General features: G+C 44.2%; 7 protein-coding genes. 1 reads left to right on the forward strand and 6 read right to left on the reverse strand.

Annotated features, from left to right (window positions below; all coding sequences use genetic code 11):
* A partial coding sequence (locus AC29Z1_RS09170; protein ID WP_488271157.1) for a hypothetical protein occupies nucleotides 1-211 on the forward strand: 211 nt, incomplete at its 5' end.
* 239 nt (nucleotides 212-450) lie between these two features.
* Here AC29Z1_RS09170 and AC29Z1_RS09175 read toward each other — a convergent pair.
* The 6 genes from AC29Z1_RS09175 to AC29Z1_RS09200 form a co-directional block, all read right to left on the reverse strand.
* Complete coding sequence (locus AC29Z1_RS09175; RefSeq protein ID WP_488271158.1) at nucleotides 451-669, reverse strand: response regulator; 219 nt, start codon at nucleotides 667-669, stop codon at nucleotides 451-453.
* A 93-nt stretch (nucleotides 670-762) separates the two neighbouring features.
* Nucleotides 763-1038 (reverse strand): HU family DNA-binding protein, encoded by a 276-nt coding sequence (locus tag AC29Z1_RS09180; RefSeq protein ID WP_488271159.1) that lies wholly within the window; start codon nucleotides 1036-1038, stop codon nucleotides 763-765.
* 95 nt (nucleotides 1039-1133) lie between these two features.
* Nucleotides 1134-2603 carry a bifunctional methyltransferase/pyrophosphohydrolase YabN gene (yabN, locus tag AC29Z1_RS09185; protein ID WP_488271160.1) on the reverse strand — a complete coding sequence of 490 codons (1470 nt, stop codon included), beginning with the start codon at nucleotides 2601-2603 and terminating at the stop codon, nucleotides 1134-1136.
* Nucleotide 2604: 1 nt separating this feature from the next.
* Entirely contained in the window at nucleotides 2605-4206 is a 1602-nt protein-coding gene (locus AC29Z1_RS09190) for a putative polysaccharide biosynthesis protein (protein ID WP_488271161.1), read from the reverse strand.
* Nucleotides 4207-4745: 539 nt separating this feature from the next.
* Nucleotides 4746-5312, reverse strand: a complete 567-nt coding sequence (spoVT, locus tag AC29Z1_RS09195; RefSeq protein WP_488271162.1) for a stage V sporulation protein T — start codon at nucleotides 5310-5312, stop codon at nucleotides 4746-4748.
* 185 nt (nucleotides 5313-5497) lie between these two features.
* Nucleotides 5498-6548, reverse strand: a 1051-nt coding sequence (locus AC29Z1_RS09200) for a TRCF domain-containing protein (RefSeq protein ID WP_488271163.1), incomplete at its 5' end; no start/stop codon positions are given.

The following is a 6548-nucleotide window of genomic DNA, read 5'->3' on the forward strand; positions in this document are numbered from 1 at the left end:
TTCCGAACCATTAGAAAAAAAGGCAAGAAGGATTAGCAAATCCCCAAATGAAACAATTGCCGCCGGCAATGCTATTGTACTGTTTACTATGTTTGTATTAGAAGAAATCCTGGAAAAACTGCTCCAAGATCCTGTGGCAAATCTGACCAGTATCCTAGCACTAGCCGATATGATTGCCAATTTAAATAGCAGTATTAACATTGACCCTTAACAGGTAGATACCCTACTGGCGACAAATCTTTAAAGCGATAGCCAACACCACGAACGGTTTTAATACCGCTTGGCCTTACCCAGTTTAACCCGCAAATGCCGTACATGTACATCGACGGGTTCGGGTATCGCCAAAGTATTCATAACCCCATATCTTTTCCAGTCACTGCTTCTCACGTAACTACTTTACCAATATAAGTTACCAACAATTTGAGCATTTCATATTCTTGCAGTGTAAGTTCAACATAATGATGGGAATAGCTGTTGTCCCGGGGGAATTTTTGATGCTCCGACAAACTTCAAGGCCATCTTCACAATAAGATCAGGTTTTTCTGCTTTAGCCATAGTCACTGCCATCTGGCCATTATCTGTTTCAAGAACTGTGTAGCCTGACTTCTCCACATTGCATTTTATGAGTTCACGAATGTTGCGTTCATCATCAACAAAAGATCCTGCCATACAGGTAATGCTCCTCACGCTTTAACTGCCAAACAGGGTATGCAAAAACCAGGTTTTGTAACCTGGTTTATTGTCATCTTGTCCACTTTTCAATTAAGCGTTTACAATCTCTTTTAGGCCTTTACCTGCTTTAAATACAGGAGTTTTGGAAGCGGGAATGATAATTTCTTTGCCAGTTTGTGGGTTACGGCCTTTACGCTCTTCACGAGTTTTCACTTCAAAAGTACCAAATCCGATAATTTGTACTTTATCATCGTTAGATAATGCTTCTTCAATAGAGGCAAATACAGCATTGATCGCTTTCTCTGCGTCTTTTTGAGTCATATCAGCCTTTTGGGCTACAGCTTTAACAAGGTCGGTTTTATTCACAATCTTGCTCCCCCTAACGTAAATCGATTACGAATAGCTTTATTCGCTATGTAATTTTTTATTCCTGCTTATATCAAGAAAAATGGAAAAAAAACTCATTGTTTTGCTTCTTTTCTTTTGGCTTCTTCCCATAGAACGTCTAAGCCGGCCAAATCCATGTCTTCCCAGCGACGATTCTGAGCTTGAAGCGCGGCCTCAATGTAGCCAAACCGCCGACGAAATTTATTATTAGTGGCATTTAGAGCTGTTTCCGGCTCAACCCCCATAAACCGGGCTAAGTTGACAATAGCAAATAGTACATCACCCAATTCCTCTTCAATCCGCCGACTACGTTCAGGCTCAGGCAGTGCTGCTGCTTCCTTCAATTCGGCCAGTTCTTCGGCCACCTTATCCCATACTGGCTCAATATCTGCCCAGTCAAAACCAACCTTGGCAGCTTTGGCCTGCAGTTTGTAGGCAGCCATAAGGCTGGGCAGACCGATAGGAACACCATCAAGTATTTTAGTTCGCTCACCGGCCTTCTCCCGCTTTTTAATTTGCTCCCAGTTAACAACAACCTCGGCGGCATCCCGTACACGGATTTCGCCAAATACATGCGGATGACGGCGAACCATTTTCTCTGTCACCGTATCCACCACATCCTGCATAGTAAAGACACCGCTTTCTTCGGCAACACGGGCATGAAAAACGATCTGGAGCAATAAGTCACCAAGTTCTTCGCATAATTTAGCGCCATCAGCCAGTTCAATAGCCTCAAGCACCTCATACACTTCCTCGACAATATAGCGTCGTAAACTTACATGGGTCTGCTCAATATCCCAGACGCAACCGCCAGGTGAGCGCAAACGCGCCATGACATCAACCACAGGATCCAGAGAAAAAGGCTTGCTTTTTTCCTGACGTGGCGGCACATAAACACTGGTTAAATGATCAATCACTGGCAGACGATCAAGCTCAAACAGCATAATTGAGGTGATTTCTTCATCAGGCAGACCTAAATTGCGAACAACCGTTACTTGGTATTCATCGCCATAATAATCCATCAGTGTCAGCTTGGCATCAGATGCTACCTGACGGCTGTACACCTGAGTAATTATTAAACCAGTAGTAAGGTCAGGCGGCAACAATCCTAAATCAGCAGCATCTACAATCGTTACCCCATTAATTGGGTCAACGCCTAACCTTGTATACAACACCTCCAAAAAACTCATCGCTGGAACAATGGTAAGGCTGATACCGGCCGCTTTCGCTTGGTCGCTAATAAGTTCTACTGTCTTTTCCGCCACTAGCGGACTACCCGGTACGGCATAGACCAGTTTTTCACACTGCTTAGCCTGTTCAATGACCTTATCGGCGATTTGCTGATATAGGCTAGCAAAGTCATCGGCCTGTTCATAAAGATAATCAAAACTACTACATACAATCCCCCGGCCTTTCAGAACCTCCACGCAGGGATGTCGTTCTGTCCTCAGCAGCAGTGGGGCTCCACTACTTAGAATATCCCAAGTTTCCATGGTTATGTGTTGAAAACTGCCAGGACCCAATCCTACAATTATTATCCCCATACTATCGCCTCAACAATCGTAATTTAATCAACAGAGTAGCCAGCTTCACTCCAATACGCGGTAATTGCTCAATGTCACGAGCCTGCACACCGCCCACCAAGAGAAAAACAGTGCCAAATACAGCGCCTCCGGCCACAATTGCCCCAACAGTAGCCAGCGTATTTCGGAGAGTATAGCTCATGAGAGCATCATATGCCAGCAATACAACGGCCCCCATAACTGCTGAAGCCGCAATAGCCTTACATGTATCCTTAATATCCATACTAAAGCCGGTATAGCGGTACACAAAAACCATATTTAAGAGTGCCGCTACCCCAAAGTCAGCCACTGTTGCCCAGGCAGCTCCCATGATCCCGAGCACAGGCATCGCAGTGAGTACCCAGCTCATAATAACCTTAACCACGGCTGAAACCGCCATATTAATAACTGGAATCGCAGTGTGCCCTAAGCCTTGCAGCACACCAGTGGTTACCTGGTGAATGCCCAGTAGGAAAATACCAATTGCCAGAATGGCAATGGATGTACCGGCGTTGGGTGTACCATAGAGCATCAGCGAAATAGGCGTAGCCAGTAACCACATGCCGACAAAACTGGGAATGGTAATCATGTTAGAAATCCGCATTGCCGTCGCCGTACGCTGGTAAATAAGCTGTTTATTGCCAATTGTATAGGCCTCTGACACCGCAGGTACCAGGCTGGCGGCAAGCGATGCCGTTAAAATTGTAGCCATATTGACTAAAGGAACCGCCATTCCCGTCAGATAGCCAAACAATTCGGTAGCCTGCTCGACAGTATAACCAGCAACCTCCAAACGGGCCGGAACAATCAGGAGGTCAATATTTGATACCACTGGCAGCATAATATTGGCTAACGATACTGGTAATGCCAGTTTTATAATTCTGCTGATAATACTAAGACTGGTTTCCTGAACGATTTGCGGTTGGGTCTCCATATGGTGTTTAAAACCCGGCTTATGCTTCCAATAGTAATATAAGAGTACCAAGAGACCAGCAGCAGCCCCCGGTCCTGCTCCAAAACTAGCACCGGCTGCTGCAAATTCAAGGCCGTGTGGTAGCAAAACATACGCAAAGGCAATCATCGTAACAACTCGGAAGAGTTGCTCAAAAATCTGGGAAACTGCAGTCGGAGTCATCATTTGTAATCCCTGGAAGTACCCACGGTAACTCGACAACACGGTAACAAAAAAGATGGCAGGAGCCAGTGCTGCAATCGCATAATAGGCCCGAGCATCTCGGACAAAATTGTGCTCTATCAACCAACCGGCACCAAAGTATAAGAGAAAGGTAAATAATAGACCTGTTGCTGCCAATACGCCCAGTGAGATACGAAATACGCGATTGGCACCACGATAATCACTCAAAGCAATTTTTTCGGCCACAATAATTGAAATAGCTACCGGTATTCCGGCTGAAGAAATGCTGAGCGCCAGCAAGTAAATGGGATATGCCATCTGATACAGGCCTATCCCTTCGCCGCCTAACAGACGAGACAGCAAAATTCGGTTTACCGAGCCAATAATCTTTACAATAATACCGGCTACCGTAAGAATAAATGCGCCTTTTAAAAATGTATCTTTACTCAACCGAGTCATTCCTCTCCAAAAATTGCCTAATGGCCGCTTTTACTATTATAGCAAAATCTCATTACCAATAAAACAGGTAAGTAAGGTTTAAGCATAACCGATAACAGCAGAGCCAGAGCCATTGCCCTTTCCGCTTTACATTGGCCATACAATAGCCAAAACTCGGTTGTATGCAATACTTACTCATCTGTAGGCTAGCTAAATTCTTATAATCTTATAAGTTTATCCTCTCGCCTGTTGCTATTACCATGGTAACAGTCCTGAATTCAGTAGCCTAGAAAGTTCAAACGCTTGAATGCCATATTAAAGATAAAAGATAAGAAAGACTTGGCTTGTGCCAAGCCTTTTAGGACAGCCGAATTGCAATGCCATCCATGATGTCATCGGCACTAGCACCAATCAGGCGCATTGCAGCAAAAACCTTAGTCGCTCTTATGCCAACAGAATTTGGTTACACACTCTATTAGACTAATATAAAAGTAGCGAACTTAACAGAATTGTTATTGTCCGCTACTTACTTCATGTAATGCTGTGTAATATTATTGGGCCATTTGTTTTGCTAAAAATCCTGCAGCCGTTTCGGCCAGCTTGACCTCCATATCACCCATTTGCACACCAGGCTCTTTAGAACAGATAAGTACAGCCCCGATAGCATCACCTTCAACAATTATAGGAGCAATAACTTGTGCTGTAAACTTGCAAGTATCTTCGTCATCGCATTGAGTGGCACAGCCTTTACAATGCTTATACTCGCCTGGATTGGTAATAAGAACAGCTTTGCGCTCTTCCATCACTTTCTCGACCGCCGGACCAAGTGGCTTATTTAGAAATTCCTTTTTGGATGCTCCGGCAACAGCTACTACATTGTCGCGATCAGCAATCAGTACAATATGACCAATGGCTTCATACAATGAATCAGCATATTCTTTGGCAAAATCACCCAATTCACCTACCGGAGAATATTTTTTTAGAATTACTTCACCCTCGCGGTCAACATATATTTCGAGTGGATCCCCTTCACGAATTCTTAAGGTTCGTCTGATTTCTTTTGGTATTACAACCCGGCCTAAATCATCAATTCTACGTACTATTCCGGTTGCTTTCACCAATATCCCCCTTTCTGCGGCTTACTTCAACTAATCAAAGACTGAAACAATTGCAACAGGTACATCGAAGCCAAACAAACACTTTCACTAGCAAACACTATATCTTTCATTGATAGTAGTATATATCTGGTCAAAATGTTTTATTCATTTTTCTGGCTACCCATATGAGATGTTTTAACATTTTTTTACATATTGTTTAACCCGGCTAAGGCGGATAATAACTTGATTAGCGCATCAGGTATAGCCATGGTAAGACGGGAAGTAGCCAAACGCATGGTTTCTGGAGGACCTGGAAGAAAAGCCAGCTTGCCGGGAAACAGATTTTTGGCAGTTACTAAACCACCTTCAGCGACCTGCGGATTATCACCAAAAGTGATTTCTACCCGCCCTTTTTGCTCAACAATGGAGCGAATTCCTAATTGGCGAGCCAAATTCTTAATTCTGGCAACAGCAAGTAAATTGCTTACCGGCAACGGAGGTTCGCCAAAACGGTCAATCAATTCGTCAATTAATTCGGTCAGATGTGACTCCTGACGCACGGCGGCAATACGCTGGTATATCTCTATCTTATGCATAGCATCGCTGATATAGTCACCAGTCAAATAGGCATCAATATTAAGTTCAATGGTCGGCTCCGGCGGCGGCGTAAAGACTTTTCCATGCTTGAGTTCCTCAATCGCCTCATCTAGCAAACGACAGTACATTTCAAACCCTACATTGACAATATGCCCATGTTGCTCACGGCCCAAAATATTGCCCGCACCTCTAATCTCCAGATCCCGCATAGCAATTTTAAATCCTGAGCCCAATTCAGCAAACTCTTTGATGGCCTGCAGGCGTTTTTCAGCAACCTCTGTAAGGACTTTGTCCCGCCGGTAAGTAAAGTAGGCATATGCCATCCGATGCGAGCGACCAACCCGCCCACGCATTTGGTATAATTGGGACAAGCCAAAATGGTCGGCATCGTAAACAATAATGGTATTCGCATTCGGTACATCTAGCCCGTTTTCAATGATACTTGTGCAAATCAGAACATCGTCACGACCTTCATAAAAGTCAAGCATAACCTGCTCTAATAGTTCTTCCGGCATTTGTCCGTGTGCCGTTTTGATAGAAGCATCAGGCAACATCTCGCTCAGCCGCTGACGTACTTTATCAATGGTTTGCACTCGATTATAGACAAAATATACCTGCCCGCCGCGCTTTAATTCACGGACAATGGCCTCACGAATAATT

It is taken from the genome of Sporomusa sp., from assembly GCF_057736855.1.